Raw genomic sequence first — 15,553 nt, forward strand, 5'->3', positions numbered from 1 at the left:
CGGGCCGCATCATACGCGGCCTGGGCCGCCAGGCATCATACCAAGAGGTGGAAGACCGGACCGCGACCCGAGCGATGACCCGCCTCGGCTGCTTCCTTCCGGACCTGACCGGGTCGACAGGGCGCCCGTCCGCGACCGGCCTTCCGCCGCGGTATATGAGGGGAAGGCGCCCCGGGAGCAACCGGGATCGGGGCCGGTTCGCGGGTTGGGAACGACGATTTCCCGCGCGTCCCCGCCGCCCACCCTTTCTCACGATGGCATGTCGCCCTATCTCTGGCCACCACAACAGCTCATCGTGAGACGCCGGGATGTCCCAGATCCACATCATCCACGAGAACCCCGAGTGGCTCCCGCCGCTGGCCGCGGCCCTGGACAAGCGCGGCCTGCCCTGGGCGGACTGGAACCTCTCCTCCGGCAGCTTCGACCTCTCCCGGCCCCCGCCGGAGGGCGTGTTCTACAACCGCATGTCCGCCTCCTCCCACACGCGCGGCCACCGCTACTCCGCGGAGCTGACGGCGGCTGTGCTGGCCTGGCTGGAGCGCTACGGGCGCCGCGTGGTGAACGGCCCCCGCGCCCTGGACCTGGAGATCAGCAAGGCCCGGCAGTACGCGGCGCTGGAGGCGGCCGGGATCGCCGTGCCCGGCACCGTGGTGGTGCGGGGTGAGGCGGAGGACGTGGTGAGGGCGGCCCGCGCCCGGTACGGCAGCGGCCCGCTGATCCTGAAGCCCAACCGTGGTGGCAAGGGCCTGGGCGTGCGCCTCTTCGCCGATCCGGACGCGCTGGCCGCCTTCCTGGCCGACGCGCCGGAGGACGAGCTGCCCGCCGACGGCCTCTGGCTGCTGCAGGACTATCTCCGCGCCGCGCGGCCCTTCATCACCCGCGCCGAGTTCGTCGGCGGCCGATTCCTCTATGCGGTGGAGGTGGACACCTCCTCGGGCTTCGAGCTCTGCCCCGCCGATGTGTGCGAGGTGCCCAGCCCCTCCGCCGCGGTGGGCGACGCTTTCTGTCCGGTTGGTGAGGCGCCGGCCGCCGCGCCGGTGGCGGCCGCGCCGCGCTTCCGCGTCCTGCCGGACGGCATCGAGGCCGGGCAGCGCGCGGCGCTGGAGGGCTTCCTGGCCGCCAACGGCATCGAGGTGGCGGGGATCGAGTTCATCCGCACGGTGGAGGGCGAGGTGTTCACCTACGACGTGAACACCAATACCAACTACAACCCGGCCGCCGAGGAGGCCGCCGACCTCGCGGGCACGGACCGCTCCGGCCCTGGCGCGATCGCCGCCTTCCTCGGCGCCGAACTGGCCCGCACCCGGCGCGCGGCGGCCTGACGCGCGGCGGGGAGGGGAGGCCTCCTCCTCTCCCCGGTCCCGCCGGATGGACCGTACCCCCCGGCCATGGCAGGTTCGGCCGGTCCATGCTCACCATCCCCGCCAGCCGCCCCAACGCCTATACCGGCTCCCCGCTCGACCGGGTCTCGGACCGGCGGGACGACGCCGATTTCGTCGCGGCCGCCCTGGCCTCGAAGGAGAGCCTCATCGCCCCCGTCTGGCGATCGAAGAGCCTCCTGCGCGGGGTGGAGGAGGGCGCCCCGGAGGCGGTGCTGCTGACGCGGGAGGCCGCCGAGGCCGTCCTCATGGCCGGCGGCCATGATCAGTCCACCTGGGCGCTCCTCGGCCTGAACGGGGGCACCCCCGTCTTCGCTGTGGACTGCAGCGCGGCGGAGGACCCGCTCCCCCTCCTGCCCGAGGGCATGGGCGCCTTCCACGACCTGCGCGCTGTCGCCGGCCTGCTGCCCCCGGGCGAGGCATCCATGCTCGCCCACGCGCGCGGCCTGATGCACTGGCGCACCCGCCACCGCTTCTGCGGCGTCTGCGGCCACACCTGCGAGCCTCGCAGCGCCGGCAACGCCATGGCCTGCACGAACTGCAACGCCCAGCACTTCCCGCGCACCGACCCCGCCGTGATCATGCTCGTGGTGAACGGCGACGAGTGCCTGCTCGGCCACTCCACGCGCTTCCCCAACAGCGCCATGTACTCCACCCTCGCCGGCTTCGTGGAACCGGGGGAGAGCCTGGAGGAGGCGGTGCGCCGCGAGGTGAAGGAAGAGACGGGCGTGACCGTCGGCGCCTGCCAATACCACTCCTCCCAGCCCTGGCCCTTCCCCGCCTCGATCATGCTCGGCTTCCACGCGGAGGCGCTGAGCCGCGAGGTCACGATCGACCCCGCCGAGCTGCGCGACGCCCGCTGGTTCACGCGGGAGGAGATCCGAAACCCCGAAGCCGCCGGCTTCCTCCTGCCGCGGGTGGATTCCATTGCCCGGCGCCTGATCGAGGACTGGCTGGAGCACGCCCCATGACCCGCGCCCTTCCATTCGCCGCGTTGCTGCTGGCCCCCCTGGCCCTGGCGGCCTGCCGCGCCAACGATCCCCTGCCGCCCCCCGCCAATGCCGCCGAGGCCGCCTGCCGCCGGGAGGCGCAGGACTCCGCCGGCGTGGACCGCGGCTTCGAGCGCCTGCAAATCCAGAACCCGACCCAGAACCAGCGCGTGACGGGCGAGATCGCCCTGGCCGAGCGTCAGGCCTACCTGCGCTGCCTCCGCACCAAGGGGCTGGCGGCGCCGGGCGGCGTGGAGCCCGTCCGCCCGCCCGGGTGAGGGCGGACGGCCGCCGCGCCCTCGGCGCCGCGCTCCTCACCCTGCCCGCCGCCGCGCGCGCCCAGCCCCTGCCGCCCGGCCCCGAGATCGAGGCGGCCTGGGCCGCGCTCGGCCCCGCCGCCCGGGGCTGGTCCCTCCTCGCCTCCCCGGCCTTTCCCGTCGCCTGGCCGCCGCAGGGCTCCCTGCGCCGCTACGCCTTCGCCTATCGCCACCGTCCCAGCCTGGCCGACGGCGTGGAGGTCGCCGCCCCCTGGGCCGCCGCCGAGACCGGCCCGGGCACCCTGGGCCGGATCATCTCCCTCTCCAGCGAACTGACTCCTCTCGGCATCCAGGGCGTCCGCCCGCTGAGTGGCGAGGAGACGCGCCTGATCGGGCGGGAGGCGGAGGTGGCCAGAATCCTCCTTGCCCCACCCGACGAGGCCGGGGCCGCCCTGGTCCGCGCCTTCCACTGCAACTGGGCCAGCCGCAATGGCCTGGGCGCCCGCGCCATCGCACCCCATCATCCCGCCTTCATCGCCTGGCTGGGCTGCGGCTGAGGCCGTCCTTGGGGGCCGGAGCCAGGGGGCTTTGCCCCCTGGACCCCCACCAGGAGGCTGAGCCTCCTGGACCTGCATCGGGCTGCCGCAGGACGGGCGGGACGCGTCAGCCGCCTCGGCTTCATGAGCCGCGGCGCACCGTCAGCGGAGGGAGACCAGCTCGAAGAAGAGGAAGGGTTCGAAGCACTGCTTCGAACGGGGCCGGGAGGAGGAATTCCTTCTTCCTCTCCCCGGGACAGACGGCCGGTGCGGGACGGCGCACACGATTTCCGGGCACGATCTGGCACGGCCCGTGCCAGGATCGCCGGGCTTCCTCCCCGGAGACGCCGCCTTGCCCGATCCGCTCCGCCTTGCCCTGACCGGCGACAGCATCCTCCAGCGCCGCCTCCTCTCGCGCACCGATCCGGTCCTCCGCCCGCTCTTCGACATGATCCGGGGCGCGGACGTGGCCTTCACGAACTTCGAGACGCTCGCGAATGACTTCCGGGGCGATCCGGCGCTGGAATCGGGCGGCTCGCATTTCGGGGCCCCGGCCTGGGTGCTGGACGAGCTGGCAGAGGCCGGGTTCTCCCTCTTCGCCACCGCCACGAACCATGCGCTGGACTATGGCGTCTCCGGCCTGCTGCACACGCTGGAGGCGCTGGACGCGCGCGGCCTGTCCCATGCCGGGCTCGGGCGCAATCTGGAGGAGGCGCGGCGGCCGGTCTTCCACGGCCACCCGAACGGCACGGTGGCGATGCTCGCCTGCTCCGCCACCTTCGCCAAGGGCCAGGAGGCGAGCGCGCAGCGGCCCGACATGCCCGGCCGCCCGGGGCTGAACCCGCTGCGCTACGACACGGTGCACGAGGTGCGGCCCGAGCACATGCGGGCGCTGCGCGAGATGGCGGATGGGCTGGGGCTGGAGGCCTTCCGGCAGATGATCGTGAAGCTCGGCTTCGGCTTCCCGCCGGAGGAGGGCGTCTTTCCCTTCGGCCCGCTGAACTTCCGGGAGGCGGAGAGGGTGGCGCAGCGCCAGACCGCGAAGCCCGCGGACCTGGACGGCATCGCCCGCTGGGTGCGGGAGGCGCGGCTGACCTCGGACGTGGTGCTCGTCTCCGTCCACGCGCACGAGCACGACTTCGCCGCGACGAAGGAGCAGCCCGCCGAGTTCCTGTCCGTCTTCGCGCGGCGCATGATCGACGAGGGGGCGAACCTCGTGGTGGGCCACGGCCCGCACCTGCTGCGCGGGATGGAGGTCTACAAGGGCCGCCCGATCCTCTACTCGCTCGGCAACTTCATCGGACAGAACGAGCTGGTGCCGCGCCTGCCGAGCGATTCCTACGAGCGCTTCCGGGCGGACCCGGCGCTGACGCCCGGCATGGTCTATCGCCAGCGCACGCGGAACGACGAGGGCGGCTTCCCCTCGGATGGCCGATACTGGGAGACGGTGGTGCCCTTCCTCACCTTCGAGGCGGGGCGGCTGGCGGGAATGGAGATCGTCCCCGTCTCCCTCGGCCTCGGCGAGGCGCGCCACCTGCGCGGCCGCCCGCGCCTCGCGGAGGGCGAGCAGGCCCGGCGCATCCTCGATCGTTTTGCCGCCCTTTCCGCCCCCTTCGGCACGCGGCTGCGGCTGGAAGGGGAGCGCGCCTTCCTCGACCTCACCCCCGAAACCGCCCCCGCCCGTCAGGAGGAGCCCGCATGAGCGTCCCGACCCTCAACCGCCGCGCCGCTCTCAGCGCCGGCGCCGCGCTTCTCGCAGCCCCCCGCCTCTCGGCCGCGCAGGGGCGGCGCGTGCTGAAGTTCGTGCCGCAGGCCGACCTCGCGGTGCTCGATCCCGTCTTCACCACCGCCGCCGTCACCACCAACCACTCGCAGATGGTGTTCGACTACCTCTACGGGCTGGACGCCAGGTTCCGCCCGCACCCGCAGATGGTCGCGGGCCACGTCGTCGAGAATGACGGCCTGACCTGGACCATGACCCTGCGCGAGGGGCTGAGGTTCCACGACGGCGAGCCCGTGCGCGCCCGCGACTGCGTGGCGAGCATCCGCCGATGGGGATCGCGCGACATGTACGGGCAGGAGGTGATCGCGCGCGCCGACGAGATCAGCGCGCCGGACGACCGCACCATCCGCTTTCGCCTGAAGAAGCCCTTCCCCGGCCTGCACGCCGCGCTGGGCAAGAACGGCGCCTCCGTCTGCCCGATGATGCCGGAGCGCCTCGCCAACACGGAGGCGACGAGGCAGGTGACGGAGATGGTGGGATCCGGCCCCTACCGCTTCCTGGCGGACGAGCGCATGGCCGGGGCGCGCGCCGCCTATGCCCGCTTCGAGGGCTACGTTCCCCGCCCGGACGGCACGGCCAGCCGCACCGCCGGCCCGAAACTCGCGCATTTCGACCGCGTGGAGTGGACCATCATCCCCGACCAGGCCACCGCCGCCTCCGCCCTGCTGGCGGGCGAGGTGGACTGGCTGGAGGTGACGAACAACGACCTCGCCCCGCTGCTGAAGCGCAACCGCAACCTGAACGTCCATGTGGTGGAGGACCTGTTCGGCACGATCATGCGCTTCAACTGGCTGCAGCCGCCCTTCGACAGGCCGGCGATCCGCCGCGCCCTCCTCGGCGCCGTGAGCCAGGAGGACTTCATGACCGCCGCCTACGGCACGGACCCGGCGGCGTGGGAGATCAACGTCGGCTACTTCACCTCCGACTCCCCCATGGCGAGCAAGGCCGGGCTGGAGGTGCTGACGGGCCGGCGCGACCTGGCGAAGGTGAAGCGCGACCTCCAGGCGGCCGGCTACGCGGGGGAGCGCGTCGTCGTCCTGCAGGCCGACGACTACCCCTCTCTCAAGGGCCTCGCGGAGGTCACGGCGGACCTGCTGAAGCAGGTCGGCATGAACGTGGAGGTGCAGAACGGGGATTGGGGCACCATCAGCACCCGCCGGGCCAACCGCGGCCCGCTGGACAGGGGCGGGTGGAGCATCTTCGTCACCGGCCTCGGCAACACCATCGATCCCGGCGGCCACCTGGGCCTGCGGGCCAACGGGGCGCGTGCCTGGTTCGGCTGGCCGGACAGCCCGCGGCTGGAGGAGTTGCGCCAGGATTGGATCACGGCCCCGGACCCGGCCGCGCAGGCCGCCCTCTGCGCGGAGATGCAGCGCCAGGCCTTCCAGGACGTGCCCTACATCCCGCTCGGCGAGTACCGCACCCTGACGGCGCACAAGACCGACCTCACCGGCTTCCCGCCGGGGGCGCCGCTGTTCTACGGGGTACGGCGGGGATAACGGTCCTTGGGGCAGAGCCTCCCGGGGTCGCGCACGCAACCTCTTCCATCCGCGAACGTTTGGAGAACAGCACGCAGGAGGATGCCATCATGGCCAAGCAGGCCGACCAGCACGCGCACAACCCGAAGACCGATCCCGAGCCCGGTTCCAACACCATCAAGGACCCGGACGACTGGACGACGGGCGACCAGCCCATGACCGGCGCCCAGGCCTCCTACCTCAAGACCCTCTCGGAAGAGGCGGGCGAGGAGTTCGACGAGACCCTGTCCAAGGGCGATGCCTCCAAGCGCATCGACGAACTGCAGGAGAAGACCGGGCGCGGCACCTGAGGCGCCCGGCCCAGCAAGCTCAGAACGGCCGCACGATCACCATCACCACGATCACGGCCAGCAGGATCGTCGGCACCTCGTTGGCGATCCGCCAGTAGCGCTCGCTCTTCGGCCGCTCGTCGCGCTCGAAGCGCTTGCGCGCGGCGGAGAGGTGGCCGTGAAAGCCGCTCATCAGCAGCACGGCCAGCAGCTTCACGTGCCACCAGCCCTGCGACCAGTCGATGACCCCGGGCGTCAGCACCAGCGTGATCCCGAGCAGCCAGGTGGCGGCCATGGCGGGGTTGATGATGGCGCGCAGCAGCCGGCGCTCCATCACCTTGAAGGTCTCCGACGGCTCGCCCCCGGCAGGGGCGGCGGAGTGGTACACGAAGAGCCGCGGCAGGTAGAACATCCCCGCCATCCAGGCGACCACCGCAATCAGGTGCAGCGCCTTGGTCCAGGGATAGAGGTTGATCAGCCAGGGGATCGTCACCGGGAAATCCCCAGCAGCCCGGGCAGGGCGGCGTGGCTGGTGAACACCTCCGCCACTCCCGCCTCCAGCAGGTCCAGCGCCGGCGTCTCGTGCGCGAAGCCGAGCACGCGGCAGCCGGCGGCCACCCCCGCCCGCGCGCCCGTCACGCTGTCCTCGATCACCACGCAGTCGCGCGGATCGGCGCCGCAGAGGCGCGCGGCGGCGATGTAGAGATCGGGGTGCGGCTTCGGCCGCTCCACGTCCTCGAAGCAGAGGATTCGCCCCTGGAAATGCGAGAAGAAGGGAAGGAGCCCCGTCTTCGTCCGCAGCTCGTCGCGGCCGGAATTGGAGGCGACGGCCATGGGAATGCCCGCCGCTGCCACCGCCTCCACCGCGCCCTGCGCGCCGGGGATCGGGTCCAGCATCCCCGCGCGGTACTTGCCGACGATGCGCGCCACGATCTGCCGCGGCCAGTCATCGGGCACGTCGAGGCCGAGCCTGTCCCGCACCACCGCCACGATGTCGGGCAGGGAGGTGCCCATGAAGGTCTCCTTCGCGGCCTCCATCGTCATCGGGAAGCCGCGCTCGGTCAGGTCCTCGGCGATGGAGCCGTTCGCCACGGCCTCGCTGTCGGCCAGCACCCCGTCGCAGTCGAACAACACGGCAGCGGGCAGCACGGCAGCAGGACGCATCAGGCGGCACTCCGGAGGGGCTGGGCCGCGGAGTGCGGGCAACCCGTATGGGCCTTCGGGCATTGCCGCCCGCCGGCGAAGGAACAGAGCTTGCCGCCCGCCGCGTCCCGCGATCCGCGCGTCTCCGCCCGCGCGCGCGCGACAAGCGCGGCCACGGCGCGGATGAAGGCCGGGTCGCTGTTCTGCGCTGGCACGCGGAAGTAGCCGGGCACGCCCTTGTGCTCCGCCAGCTCCCGGTACTCCACGTCCAGCTCCACCAGCGTCTCGGAGTGCTCCGACACGAAGGCGATGGGGCAGACCAGGATCGCGGTGCCGTCGGCCGCGGCGCGCGCGATCTCCTCCTCCGTGCTCGGCCCGAGCCACTTCTGCGGCGTCACGCGGGACTGGTAGCAGATGGCGTTGTCGAGCTCCGGCATGTCCAGCGCCGCCAGCACGGCCGCCGCGCTGCGCTCCACCTGCCACTGATAGGGATCGCCTTGCTTCACGATCGTCTCGGGCAGCCCGTGCGCGCTGAACAGCAGCCGCAGCTTCGCCCCGGCCGGCAGCGCCGCCCGCGCCTCCTCCAGCGCGCGCCGCACGATCGCCGCCGTCGCCTCCGCGTAGCCGTCATCGGAGTGCCAGCAGCACAGCGTCGTCACCGGCACGGAAAGCCCGGCCTTCCTCGCCGCCGCGTGCCACACCGTCAGGCTGCTGCCCGTCGTCGTCGTGCTGAACTGCGGGTAGAGCGGCAGCAGCAGCACCTCGTCAGCACCCCACTCCTTGACTTGCCGCACCGCTTCCTCGGTGAAGGGGTGCCAGTACCGCATGGCCACGAAGCACCGCGCCTCCACGCCCTCCTCCGCCAGTACGCCCTCCAGCGCGCGCGCCTGCTCCTCCGTCAGCTCCCGCAACGGCGACTTGCCGCCGAGGATGGCGTAGTTCTCCGTCGCCGCCTTCGTCCGCCGCGCGGCCACCAAACGTCCCAGCGGGATCCGCAGGATGGCCGGAAACCGCAGGATGGCCGGATCGGTGAAAAGGTTCGTCAGGAAGGGCCGCACCGCCGCCGGGCTGTCGGGCCCGCCGAGGTTGAACAGCACCACCGCCAGCCGCCGGGGCCCGGACGGGCCGCCCTCGTTCATGCTCATGGGACGCCAGATGCCATTCCCGGCGGTGGGGTCAAGGTCGGGAGGCTCCGCCTCCCGTGCCCTCCGCCAGGGGAAGAAGGAATTCTTCCCCTGGACCCCATCATCTTTCCTCATTCGGCTGCCGCGGGAAGCGGGGCTGGCATCGCCGGAATCTTCACTCAACGGCAACGCGGGCAGACGTGTCCCACGCCTCGGGTCGCTGACCCGAGGCGAGACCCCGGCCCCCCCCTTCCGCGGCAGCCCACCAGAAGAAGATGAGGGGGTCGAAGGCACTGCCTTCGACGTCCAAGGGAGGGGAGAATTCCTTCTCCCCTCCCTTGGGGCCACCCACGCTACTCCGCCGAGACGACGCGCCCCTTCCCGTAGAGCGCCACCCGGAACGCGACCTGCCCGACCACCCCGGCCCCGGTCAGCACGACCGCCGCCGCCAGGGCCGGGTTCGACCCCAGCCCGACGAGGGCGGAGCAGAGGGAGCCGATCGCCATCTGGATGAAGCCGTAGAGGCCGGAGGCGGAGCCGGTGATCCGCGGGTTGAGGCTGATGGCCTGGGTCAGCACCGCCGGCCCCGCGACGCCGACGCAGAGGGTGAAGACGAACATCGGCAGCATGGCCGAGACAGGGTTCAGCGCCCCCGCCAGCACCACGACGAGGAAGGTGAGGGAGGCGGCCGCGCCGAGAAGGCTGGCCCGGGCCAGCACGCGGTCCAGCGCGCCGCGCCGGATCAGCCGGCTGGCGATCCAGTTGCCGATGGAGATGCCGACGACAAGAGCGCTGAGGGCGATCCCCGCCTCGTGCGCGGGCCGGCCCAGCTCGTGGAGGATGAAGGGGGCGGCGCTGAAGAAGGCGTAGGCCGCCGTGGTCACGCAGCCCCCGCAGACCGCGTAGCCCAGGAAGACGGGGGAGGAGGCGAGGCGGAGGTAGTCCCGCACCAGGGTGGAGGTCGGGGTGGCGGCGGGCTGGCCCGTCTCCGGCAGCAGGCGCCAGGTGAAGACGAGGTTGGCCACCCCCAGCAGGCAGAGGATCAGCAGCGTGGAGCGCCAGCCGGCCACGGCCACGGCGGCGCTGCCGACCAGCGGCGCGAGGCCGGGGCCGACCGTGACCATCAGGTTCAGCAGGGCCAGCCGCTGCGCCGTGTCCGCCGCGCCGGAGGTGTCGCGCACGATGGCGCGGCCGAGCACCACGCCGGCGCAGCCGCCCAGCGCCTGGAACAGCCGCGCGGCCACCAGCGTCTCCGCGTTCGGCGCCACCAGCGCGGCCAGGCCGGCCAGGGTGTAGAGGGAGAGGCCGGCCAGCAGCACCGGCCGCCGCCCGAACCGGTCCGCCAGCGGTCCGTAGATCGGCTGCCCCAGCGCGAGGCCCAGCACGTAGAGGCTGATGGTGAGCTGCAGCACCCCCTGGCTGGCGCCCAGCGCCGCCGTGGCCGCCGTCAGCGCGGGGACGAAGATGTACATCGCCACCGTGCCGCTGAAGGTGACGAGGGCCAGCAGCCAGAGGGGAACCGCCGGCCGGGGCGCGTCGCTCATGCCGCCTGCATCTCCGGGTCCGCCAGCCGGGCCATGATCCGCGTCATCACGCGGTGCGCCGCGTCGATCTCCGCCTCGGTCAGCCCGGCCATGGCTTCGTCCCGCATGGCGGCAGAGACCTCCTCCACCCGCGATGCCAGGCTCCGCCCCGCCTCTGTCAGCACGATCGCCTTGGCGCGCCGGTCCGTGCCCGCCCCACGCCGTTCCACCAGCCCCGCCGCTTCCAGCGAGTCCAGCAGCCGGACCACGGAGGAGCCGTCCAGGGAGAGGGAGAGGGCCAGTTCCTTCTGCCGCATGGGCGCCGGGGCGCGGGCCAGGCGGATCAGCGGCAGCCAGGTCGCCTCGGAGAGCCCGAACGGCTCCAGCCTCCGGTTCACGGCGCGCCGCCAGTGCCGCGCCGTGGCGGCGATAAGGATGGGCAGGGTCGCCCGGGGGGACGTGTGCATCGCCAATCGATGGTATGTCACGCATTTGCTGCGATGCAATATTCACCTCTCTCGCCGCGGTTGGGCGGGCACGGCGCAGCTTGCCCCGACGCTCCCCGGACCCTAGGTGAGGCGTCGAGAAACGGCCCTGCCGAGGGCCAGGAAAGACCCGATCATCCGATGAGCGATCCCCAGAAGCCCTCCGAAGTCGATGCCCAGCCCGGGGCCACCAACGCCCCCGAGATCCATGAGCCCGGCACCACCCCCGGGACATCCAGCGTCGAGACCCCCGCCCCCGACGCGGCGGCGGAGCTCTCGGCCATGCGCGACAAGTGGCTGCGCGCCGAGGCCGAGATGCAGAACCTCCGCAACCGCCACAAGCGCGAGCTGGAGGACGCCCGCAACTACGCCGTGACGAAGTTCGCGCGCGACGTGGCCGACGCCGCCGAGAACCTGCGCCGCGGCCTGGACGCCCTGCCCCCCACGGCGGAAGGCGAGGACTCCCCCGTCGCCAAGCTGCGCGGCGGCTTCGAGGGGGTGGAGCGCGCCTTCCTTGCCATGCTGGAGCGCCACGGGGTGAAGTCCGAGGACCCCTCCGGCAAGCCCTTTGACCCGGAGCTGCACCAGGCCATGGCCGAGCAGCCGGCGCCGGCCGGCGTGGAGCCGGGCACCGTGATCACGGCCTGGACGCCGGCCTGGACCATCAACGGGCGCCTTCTGAAGCCGGCCATGGTTGTGGTGGCGGGGAAGGGCTGATCCGTCGCTGACGGGATGCCCCGGGGAGAGGAAGAAGGAATTCTTCCTCTCCCCGGACCCCTCTCCATCATCTTTTTCTTCAGATTGGTCTGACCTTTGCTGACGGTGCGCCTCGGCTCGAGGAGCCGAGGCGACTGCGAGGGCAGGTCTTAAAGAGTGGGCGCGTTCCGCCAGTCCCGCGGCAGCCTCAGGCCGATCCAGGAGGCTCAAGCTCCGGGCTCGGGACAACGCTCGCGTTTGCCCTGGGGTGCCGGGGCGGAGCTACAGCGGCTCCTCTATCCCCCGACAGCCAGCGTCAGCAGCCGGCGCGCGGTGCCTGCGGGCACCGGCCGCGCCTGCGGCACCGCGTGCGTCATCTCCCAGGCCTCGTCCAGCCGTTCGCCCAGCGGGACGGAAACGCGCCCCCGCAGCAGGGCGCGCAGGCGGCGGGCGGTGACGCCGCGATTGGCCCAGAGGAAGAGGCTGTTCAGCAGGCCGAGCTCCCGGTTGGGGTAGAAGGGCTCGTCCGCGTCGATGTCGTAGGGGTGGCAGTAGGTCCAGGCCAGGGGACCTTCCAGCCGTGCCGTCAGGCGGCGCAGGTCCCAGGTCGGCAGGTAGCGCAGGTACATGCCGCCCAGGGCGGGCAGGCGCAGGGGGCCGAGCGTGCCGACGGGCACGGGCAGTTCCAACAGCCCGCAGGGCCAGGCGAAGGGCCGGGCCGGGGCCGAGGGGTGGTTGTAGAGGAAGCACCGCGCCGGCAGCACGGAGGAGGAGTAGGCATAGCCCGCCTCCCGCAGCGTATCGGCCGCCCATTCCGTATCGGGGGTGAGGGAGAAGTAGGGCGCGCGGAAGCCCGCGACCGGCTGGCCGGAGAGGTCCTGCAGCGCGGCGCGGGCCCGCCCGGCCTCCTCGCGCAGGGCGGCGGGGCCGAGTTCGGGCAGGGCGCGGTGGGTCTGGTTGTGGCTGGCCAGCTCATGCCCACGCGCCGCGATCTCGCGCACCAGCCAGGGCGCGGCGTCCGCCACATCCCCGAGGACGAAGAAGGTGCCGCGCGCGCCCGTCTCGTCCAGCAGGTCCAGCAGGGCTGCGGTGGCGGCCAGGTGGCGCCGGCCCGTGCGGTCGGTCGGGCTCGGCTCGATGTCGGCGGTGAAGCTCAGCAGGCGTGGCAGGGCCGTGAAGGCGTCGCCCGGAGCGGACCCGGTCCCCCGGATCGCGGCTGGATTCCCCCACGGGGCCGCCGGGGCGTCGGCCGGCTTGCCGCTCCCTGGGCACGCATCGAGCGTGGCGGGGCGCGGGGGACGCGCCGTCATGCTGAATTTTTAAGGCGCGTCACCATCCCGTGTGCTTTATCCCCATGTGATTGCCAGGACCAGGGTGGAGACGGGACGCGTGGGTGCGACGACTGCGATGACGGCGCTTGAGGCGGAGGTGGCGGCGCTGATCGTCGGCGCCCTCCAGCTGGAGGTGCGGCCGGAGGAGATCGAGCCGGAGGCGCCCCTGTTTGGCGAAGGGCTAGACCTGGACAGCATCGACGCGCTGGAGATGGCGCTGGCCATCTCGCGCAAGTACGGCTTCCAGCTCCGCTCCGACGACGAGCGGAACGGGCGGATCTTCGCCTCCCTGCGGAGCCTCTCCGCGCATATCGAGAAGAACCGGGCGGGGTGAGCATGGCTGGTCCGGCTGCAGGGCCGGGTCCGGTGCCGGGGGTAGAACCGGTGCCGGGCGCGCGGGCGCGCGGGCGCCGCCGGGCCGTCCGGCGCGCGGCGCTGGCGCTGCTCCTGCTCCTGGCCTGGGCCCTGCCGGCCTCTGCCTGGCCCTTCGGGCTCGGCGAATGGGTGGGAAAGGGGGAGGCGTTCTTCCCCGCGCTGGGCGCTGCCGGCCTCGCCTGGGCCTTCGCCCGCACCCTGCGCCCGGGCGCGCAGCCCCTGATCGCGGAGTACATCCGCTTCGACGAGCGGCGCGACCCCGTGGCCTGCGCCGGCTACGCGCGCGGCCTGACGCTGTTCTGGGCGGCGGTGATGGCGGGGATGGCGGTGGCGGAGCTGGCGGCGGCGCTGCGGGGCGTGGAGCTCGGCTGGGCGCCGGAGGTGACCCTGCTGGCCCTCTTCCTCGGCGAGCACGCGGTCCGCAGCCTGCGTTTCCCGGAAGGCGGGATCGCCTGGCCCAGCCAGACCTTCCGCGCCGTCCTGCGGGCGGAGAGGGCGCGGCATGGCTGAGACCCCCTTCCTCGCCCGTGCGCCGGGCGACCTCTTCGCGCTGCGGGGCCGTGAGCCCGTCACGGCCGGGCGCTACCTGGCCGACGTGGCGGCCCTGGCCGCGCGCCTGCCGGAAGCCCCCTATGTCCTGAACCTCTGCGCGGACCGCTACCTGGCCCTCGTGGGTTTCGGCGCGGCGCTGGCGCGCGGGCAGGTCACGCTGCTCTCGGCCGACCGCTCCCCTCACCGGCAGCGGGAGCTGGCGGCCGCCTGGCCCGGCACGGTGGCGATCGCGGACGGTGTGGAGACGGTGATCCCGACCGTGCTGGCCGACGCCCGGGGCGAGGGGGAGTGGGCGAACTTCACCATCCCCGCGGACCGCGTGGCGGCGATCGGCTTCACCTCCGGCAGCACGGGGGAGCCGCGGCCGCACGCCAAGCCCTGGGGCGCCCTGGCCGCCGCCGCGCGGGCCGCGGCCGCGCGCTTCGGGCTGGACGACGCGGCGGACCCGGCCACGGTCATCGGCACCGTGCCCGCCCAACACATGTACGGCTTCGAGACGACGGTCATGCTGCCGCTGCGGGCGCCGGTGGCCGTGCATTCCGGCCCGCACTTCTATCCCGTGGAGGTGGCCGAGGCCGTGGCCGCCGCCCCCGGCCGCCGCGTGGTGGTGACCACCCCCCTGCAGCTCCGCGCCCTGGTGGCGGGCGGGGTGCGCGGCGCCTCAGCCTTCATCTCCGCCACCGCCCCCCTCTCCCCGACGCTTGCGGGGGAGGCGGAGGCCGCGCTCGGCGCGCCCGTGCTGGAGATCTACGGCGCGACGGAGATGGGCTCCATCGCCAGCCGTCGCACCATGGAGGGCGAGGCCTGGACCCTCTACGACGGCGTGGTGCTGGAGGGGGACGAGGCCGCGGCCGCGAGGGTGCCCGGCCTGCCGGAGCCCGTGCCGCTGGCCGACCTGATCCAGGCGGAGCCGGACGGCCGCTTCCGCCTGCTCGGCCGGCGCGGGGACATGGTGAAGCGCGGCGGCAAGCGCGCCTCGCTGGCCGGGCTGAACCGGGTGCTCTCGGAGATCGAGGGGGTGGAGGAGGGCGTCTTCCTCGCCCCCGACGACCTGGAGGCCAACCCCGCCGCCCGTCTCGCCGCCTACGTCGTCGCCCCCGGCCGCACGAGCGGTGAGATCGTGGCCGCGCTGCGCGAGCGGGTGGAGGCGGTGTTCCTGCCCCGCCCCGTGGTGCTGGTGGACCGGCTGCCGCGCGACGCCGTGGGCAAGATCACCCGCCGCGGCCTGCAATCCCTGCGCGACGCGCCGAAGGAGGGGTCGTGAGCGACGGCCCCTGGACCGCCCGCTTCCGCGTGCCGGCGGACCACCCCTGCCTGCCCGGCCACTTCCCCGGCCGCCCCGTGGTGCCGGGCGTTGTGCTGCTGGATGCGGTGATGCAGGCCGCCCGCGCCGCCGGGCTGCCCATGGGAAGGGAGGAGGCCGCGCGCATCGCCTCCGCCAAGTTCCTGCGCCCCGTCGGCCCGGAGGAGGAGGTGGAGCTGACGCTGCGCCGCACCGCTACCGGCCGCCTGGCCTTCGCGGGCGGGGTCGCCGGCACCCCGGCCTTTGGGGGCGAGCTGGCGTGAGCGGCCC

General features: G+C 73.2%; 18 protein-coding genes and 1 other RNA gene. 12 read left to right on the forward strand and 7 right to left on the reverse strand.

The features are described 5' to 3' along the window. Positions 1–47: 47 nt before the first annotated feature. An RNA gene (ffs, locus tag VQH23_RS10855) (signal recognition particle sRNA small type) lies at positions 48–144 on the reverse strand. Between the two features lie 164 nt (positions 145–308). Between ffs and VQH23_RS10860 the strand changes: the two genes are divergently transcribed. The 7 genes from VQH23_RS10860 (at position 309) to VQH23_RS10890 (ending at position 6,772) form a co-directional block, all read left to right on the forward strand. Next, the gene (locus VQH23_RS10860; RefSeq protein WP_338665656.1) at positions 309–1,322 is read left to right on the forward strand and encodes an alpha-L-glutamate ligase; all 1,014 of its coding nucleotides are present in this window, start codon (positions 309–311) and stop codon (positions 1,320–1,322) included. A gap of 86 nt (positions 1,323–1,408) precedes the next feature. After that, positions 1,409–2,350, forward strand: a complete 942-nt coding sequence (gene nudC, locus VQH23_RS10865) for an NAD(+) diphosphatase (protein ID WP_338665657.1) — start codon at positions 1,409–1,411, stop codon at positions 2,348–2,350. After that, positions 2,347–2,646, forward strand: a complete 300-nt coding sequence (locus VQH23_RS10870) for a phosphoribosylamine--glycine ligase (RefSeq protein ID WP_338665658.1) — start codon at positions 2,347–2,349, stop codon at positions 2,644–2,646. Before nudC ends, VQH23_RS10870 begins: the two co-directional genes overlap by 4 nt. Next, positions 2,643–3,182, forward strand: coding sequence for a hypothetical protein (locus VQH23_RS10875; protein WP_338665659.1), 540 nt, complete (start codon positions 2,643–2,645; stop codon positions 3,180–3,182). Before VQH23_RS10870 ends, VQH23_RS10875 begins: the two co-directional genes overlap by 4 nt. Positions 3,183–3,513: 331 nt before the next feature. Further along, complete coding sequence (locus VQH23_RS10880; RefSeq protein WP_338665660.1) at positions 3,514–4,863, forward strand: CapA family protein; 1,350 nt, start codon at positions 3,514–3,516, stop codon at positions 4,861–4,863. After that, positions 4,860–6,443: an ABC transporter substrate-binding protein gene (locus tag VQH23_RS10885; RefSeq protein WP_338665661.1), complete on the forward strand. Its 1,584-nt coding sequence runs from the start codon at positions 4,860–4,862 to the stop codon at positions 6,441–6,443. The genes VQH23_RS10880 and VQH23_RS10885 overlap by 4 nt, the downstream gene beginning before the upstream one ends. An 89-nt stretch (positions 6,444–6,532) precedes the next feature. After that, positions 6,533–6,772 carry a DUF3072 domain-containing protein gene (locus VQH23_RS10890; RefSeq protein ID WP_338665662.1) on the forward strand — a complete coding sequence of 80 codons (240 nt, stop codon included), beginning with the start codon at positions 6,533–6,535 and terminating at the stop codon, positions 6,770–6,772. Between the two features lie 19 nt (positions 6,773–6,791). Here VQH23_RS10890 and hemJ read toward each other — a convergent pair whose 3' ends face one another. From hemJ to VQH23_RS10915, 5 genes are all read right to left on the reverse strand, one after another. Continuing rightward, positions 6,792–7,244, reverse strand: a complete 453-nt coding sequence (gene hemJ, locus VQH23_RS10895) for a protoporphyrinogen oxidase HemJ (RefSeq protein ID WP_338665663.1) — start codon at positions 7,242–7,244, stop codon at positions 6,792–6,794. After that, a complete protein-coding gene (locus tag VQH23_RS10900) occupies positions 7,241–7,915 on the reverse strand; it encodes an HAD family phosphatase (protein ID WP_338665664.1) in 675 nt (224 codons plus the stop codon). Before VQH23_RS10900 ends, hemJ begins: the two co-directional genes overlap by 4 nt. After that, positions 7,915–9,033, reverse strand: coding sequence for a ferrochelatase (gene hemH / locus VQH23_RS10905; protein ID WP_408904334.1), 1,119 nt, complete (start codon positions 9,031–9,033; stop codon positions 7,915–7,917). The genes VQH23_RS10900 and hemH overlap by 1 nt, the downstream gene beginning before the upstream one ends. 338 nt (positions 9,034–9,371) lie before the next feature. Beyond that, positions 9,372–10,562: a multidrug effflux MFS transporter gene (locus tag VQH23_RS10910; protein WP_338665666.1), complete on the reverse strand. Its 1,191-nt coding sequence runs from the start codon at positions 10,560–10,562 to the stop codon at positions 9,372–9,374. Continuing rightward, positions 10,559–11,008: a MarR family transcriptional regulator gene (locus tag VQH23_RS10915; protein WP_338665667.1), complete on the reverse strand. Its 450-nt coding sequence runs from the start codon at positions 11,006–11,008 to the stop codon at positions 10,559–10,561. The genes VQH23_RS10910 and VQH23_RS10915 overlap by 4 nt, the downstream gene beginning before the upstream one ends. Positions 11,009–11,167: 159 nt before the next feature. Here VQH23_RS10915 and VQH23_RS10920 point away from each other — a divergent pair, with 159 nt between their 5' ends. Further along, the gene (locus tag VQH23_RS10920; protein WP_338665668.1) at positions 11,168–11,743 is read left to right on the forward strand and encodes a nucleotide exchange factor GrpE; all 576 of its coding nucleotides are present in this window, start codon (positions 11,168–11,170) and stop codon (positions 11,741–11,743) included. A gap of 275 nt (positions 11,744–12,018) precedes the next feature. Here VQH23_RS10920 and VQH23_RS10925 read toward each other — a convergent pair whose 3' ends face one another. After that, a complete protein-coding gene (locus tag VQH23_RS10925) occupies positions 12,019–13,032 on the reverse strand; it encodes a polysaccharide deacetylase family protein (protein ID WP_338665669.1) in 1,014 nt (337 codons plus the stop codon). Positions 13,033–13,111: 79 nt separating this feature from the next. Here VQH23_RS10925 and VQH23_RS10930 point away from each other — a divergent pair, with 79 nt between their 5' ends. From VQH23_RS10930 to VQH23_RS10945, 4 genes are read left to right on the forward strand one after another with little or no spacing between them, the layout of a single operon-like run. After that, the gene (locus VQH23_RS10930; protein WP_338665670.1) at positions 13,112–13,387 is read left to right on the forward strand and encodes a phosphopantetheine-binding protein; all 276 of its coding nucleotides are present in this window, start codon (positions 13,112–13,114) and stop codon (positions 13,385–13,387) included. Positions 13,388–13,419: 32 nt separating this feature from the next. Further along, positions 13,420–13,938: a hypothetical protein gene (locus VQH23_RS10935; protein ID WP_338665671.1), complete on the forward strand. Its 519-nt coding sequence runs from the start codon at positions 13,420–13,422 to the stop codon at positions 13,936–13,938. Further along, positions 13,931–15,244, forward strand: coding sequence for an AMP-binding protein (locus VQH23_RS10940; RefSeq protein ID WP_338665672.1), 1,314 nt, complete (start codon positions 13,931–13,933; stop codon positions 15,242–15,244). The genes VQH23_RS10935 and VQH23_RS10940 overlap by 8 nt, the downstream gene beginning before the upstream one ends. Continuing rightward, positions 15,241–15,546 (forward strand): hypothetical protein, encoded by a 306-nt coding sequence (locus tag VQH23_RS10945; protein WP_338665673.1) that lies wholly within the window; start codon positions 15,241–15,243, stop codon positions 15,544–15,546. The genes VQH23_RS10940 and VQH23_RS10945 overlap by 4 nt, the downstream gene beginning before the upstream one ends. Positions 15,547–15,553 lie beyond the last annotated feature (7 nt).

It is taken from the genome of Pararoseomonas sp. SCSIO 73927, from assembly GCF_037040815.1.
GTDB lineage: Bacteria > Pseudomonadota > Alphaproteobacteria > Acetobacterales > Acetobacteraceae > Roseomonas.

Excerpts from the sequence above, each read along its gene's own strand:
- hemH (WP_408904334.1), bottom strand. The coding sequence starts at position 9,033 with ATGAACGAGGGCGGCCCGTCCGGGCCCCGGCGGCTGGCGGTGGTGCTG.
- VQH23_RS10940 (WP_338665672.1), top strand. The coding sequence starts at position 13,931 with ATGGCTGAGACCCCCTTCCTCGCCCGTGCGCCGGGCGACCTCTTCGCG.
- VQH23_RS10910 (WP_338665666.1), bottom strand. The coding sequence starts at position 10,562 with ATGAGCGACGCGCCCCGGCCGGCGGTTCCCCTCTGGCTGCTGGCCCTC.
- VQH23_RS10870 (WP_338665658.1), top strand. The coding sequence starts at position 2,347 with ATGACCCGCGCCCTTCCATTCGCCGCGTTGCTGCTGGCCCCCCTGGCC.
- VQH23_RS10860 (WP_338665656.1), top strand. The coding sequence starts at position 309 with ATGTCCCAGATCCACATCATCCACGAGAACCCCGAGTGGCTCCCGCCG.
- nudC (WP_338665657.1), top strand. The coding sequence starts at position 1,409 with ATGCTCACCATCCCCGCCAGCCGCCCCAACGCCTATACCGGCTCCCCG.
- VQH23_RS10920 (WP_338665668.1), top strand. The coding sequence starts at position 11,168 with ATGAGCGATCCCCAGAAGCCCTCCGAAGTCGATGCCCAGCCCGGGGCC.
- VQH23_RS10900 (WP_338665664.1), bottom strand. The coding sequence starts at position 7,915 with ATGCGTCCTGCTGCCGTGCTGCCCGCTGCCGTGTTGTTCGACTGCGAC.
- VQH23_RS10890 (WP_338665662.1), top strand. The coding sequence starts at position 6,533 with ATGGCCAAGCAGGCCGACCAGCACGCGCACAACCCGAAGACCGATCCC.
- VQH23_RS10885 (WP_338665661.1), top strand. The coding sequence starts at position 4,860 with ATGAGCGTCCCGACCCTCAACCGCCGCGCCGCTCTCAGCGCCGGCGCC.
- VQH23_RS10915 (WP_338665667.1), bottom strand. The coding sequence starts at position 11,008 with ATGCACACGTCCCCCCGGGCGACCCTGCCCATCCTTATCGCCGCCACG.
- VQH23_RS10925 (WP_338665669.1), bottom strand. The coding sequence starts at position 13,032 with ATGACGGCGCGTCCCCCGCGCCCCGCCACGCTCGATGCGTGCCCAGGG.